Raw genomic sequence first — 2,385 nt, 5'->3', positions numbered from 1 at the left:
AGAAACGCCCGCCAGCGCGTCCAACGCACGTCGGCAAACCGCCCGTGTCCCCGGCGGAACCGGGCCAGGAACTTGACCGCGGCGAGCGTCCTAAGGTGATGGAGCACGTCGACTGCCGTTGACGCTCGAGCTGCCATGCCGACCAACATGATGTCGTGGGCATCGCCGCCGACGCAACCCACCGGCGCAGCAGACCCTCATCCCTCTATGGCTTTCCGGGATCGACGCGGCTCGCGTCAAAGGAAGCGCGGCGGGTCGGGCGCTCGTCATCGGTGCGGAAACCGTTGGCCTCCGCACTGCGAACAAGGAACTCGGCGAAAGTGAACTGACCGGCTTCGAGGCGTTGCGCGACGTCAAGTGTCACTGACAAGACCTCGGCGATCTCATGAGAAGTGAGCCCCGTCGCGGCCGCCTGAGCGATCAACGCATCCACGTCACGGGCGGCGACTAACGCGTCCCGTAACGAGCGCACGGATCGTTCACGCATGAAACGGAGCGCTCGGCCTGCGGATGATTCTTCACTCATCTGTCGCCTTCCGAAGAGGTGATGTGCGAGCATACCACCCACGGGGAGGAAGGCCTCACGTTACCGGGTGGGCAGTATCCAGTCGCGGGGGACCTTATGCACATATCGATCGGAGAACAAATGCGTACCATTCACAAAGTCATCGCCGCGCTCGGGATTGTTGGCTTGTTGTCAGCGACGCCCCTAGCGGCGACAGCTGAGGCGCCACCCGCACCGCCCGCGACGGATTCACCAGCACCGACACCGGGGACGGAGCCGACGAACGGCGCCAGAGCGCTGCACGTCCTCGGTGGCGAGATCATCCACTCAGGCCCGGATGCACCCCAGCCACCCATCAATCCCACCGAACTCGCGGCCATCGGACTCGAAGGGCAAGTCGTCTCAGTCGAGAAGGACAAGCAGGGCGCCACCTTCTACTTCTACGAAGATGGCGACTACGTCTACACTCTGCCCGACAAGGTGAAGGGCCCCAAGGGAGACGTAGCAGCACAATGGTCTTCGGGCACCTACTGTGCCGGGAACTTCGTCGACATCGCGAAACTCAATGGGCAGCTCTATTGGGGTGGGAGCAACTACTGCTCGGGGACCAACAACGTCTACGTGCACAGCCTGAAAATCGTCCTTCGGGACGGGTGTACCGGTCCGTTCTGCTGGCAGGAAGAGACTGGTAGCGCAAGCGCCCCCGGATCCGCCTACGACATGGTCAAGAGCGTCTCCCAGTTCCACACTTGTGCGAACTCCAACGAGCGGCGATATGACATGATCGCCTACCCCATGGTGCGAAGCGTCCAGTTCGGTCCGATCGTCGACTCGCAGAACTTCGTGGTCCCGTGCGACTGGATCTGATTCACGAGTATCACCTGCGAGTACTAACTGTCCGGTGAGCAGACCAACTCAGATGCTTGGCGACCAGCCTGATGTCGTCAAGCATCTGAGTTGCTTCAACCATTTCAACCCGCAGGCTGGGCGAACAATGCGCAACCAAATAAATCTCTGCACCGGTAGGGTGAACGAAGAGATCACCGATTTCGTCACGCGCACCGGCCGCAAGCCCGAGGACTGGCGCGCCGACTGGGAAGCCAACTACAACATCGCACCGACACAGCGGATCCCCATGCTCATCGACTCCGCGAAAACCGGCGAGCTCCGCTTCGAGCAGGCGCACTGGTCCCTCGTGCCGGCATGGAGCGACACCCTCAAGCTCAAGTACCCGACGTTCAACGCCCGCGCCGAGACGCTGACCAGCAAGAGCACCTGGCGTAAGCCGCTGCAGACCCAACGAGCGATCATCCTCGCTCGCGGATTCTACGAGTGGACGGGGGAGAAGGGCTCCAAGCAGCCCTGGTTCATCCACGACCCGCACAGCGAGCTCCTCGGCCTCGCCGGTCTCTACTCCTGGTGGCCCGACCGCACCAAGCCTGACGACGACCCCGACCGCTGGGTGCTCACCGCGACCATCGTCACATCGGATGCCGTGCAGACCCTCGCTGGCATCCACGATCGCAACCCCGTCATCCTCCCCGAGCACATGTGGCTGCACTGGCTCGATCCGTCCCTCGTCGGCGACCAGGGCCTCGTCGACGAGGCCGTGCACGCCGGCGTCGCCGAGGCATCCGGCCTCGAGTTCGACGCCGTCGCCCCGTTCGGCATCCGTGCCAACGGTCCCGAGCTCCTCGAGCCCCTGCCGCAGTAAGCCCCATGACATCCGCACCGACCTACTGGCACGGCGGCTGCCCAGGACTCGAGATCGGCACTCGACTGCTCAGCCCACGCGACGCCGCGGTCAAGTTCCTGGCCCGGTTCCGCCGGGGACACGGGCGGTTTGCCGACGTGCGTTGGACGCGCTGGCGGGCGTTTCT

At 63.7% G+C, this 2,385-nt stretch carries 3 protein-coding genes; 2 read left to right on the top strand and 1 reads right to left on the bottom strand.

Features of this window, described 5'->3' with window-relative positions:
• Positions 1–205: 205 nt before the first annotated feature.
• A complete protein-coding gene (locus AUV07_RS03145) occupies positions 206–526 on the bottom strand; it encodes a hypothetical protein (RefSeq protein WP_157523891.1) in 321 nt (106 codons plus the stop codon).
• A 120-nt stretch (positions 527–646) separates the two neighbouring features.
• Here AUV07_RS03145 and AUV07_RS17490 point away from each other — a divergent pair, with 120 nt between their 5' ends.
• Positions 647–1,372, top strand: coding sequence for a hypothetical protein (locus AUV07_RS17490; RefSeq protein WP_157523889.1), 726 nt, complete (start codon positions 647–649; stop codon positions 1,370–1,372).
• 160 nt (positions 1,373–1,532) lie between these two features.
• Positions 1,533–2,219, top strand: a complete 687-nt coding sequence (locus AUV07_RS03140; RefSeq protein WP_231868184.1) for an SOS response-associated peptidase — start codon at positions 1,533–1,535, stop codon at positions 2,217–2,219.
• Positions 2,220–2,385: the final 166 nt, after the last annotated feature.

Origin of the sequence: Microbacterium sp. CH1, assembly GCF_001595495.1 — a bacterium.
Lineage (GTDB): Bacteria > Actinomycetota > Actinomycetes > Actinomycetales > Microbacteriaceae > Microbacterium.
This window is presented reverse-complemented; position numbering and strand designations above follow the sequence as displayed.

What these genes read in the sequence shown, in the direction of transcription:
- AUV07_RS03145 (WP_157523891.1), bottom strand. Translation starts at nt 526, where the DNA reads ATGAGTGAAGAATCATCCGCAGGCCGAGCGCTCCGTTTCATGCGTGAA.
- AUV07_RS17490 (WP_157523889.1), top strand. Translation starts at nt 647, where the DNA reads ATGCGTACCATTCACAAAGTCATCGCCGCGCTCGGGATTGTTGGCTTG.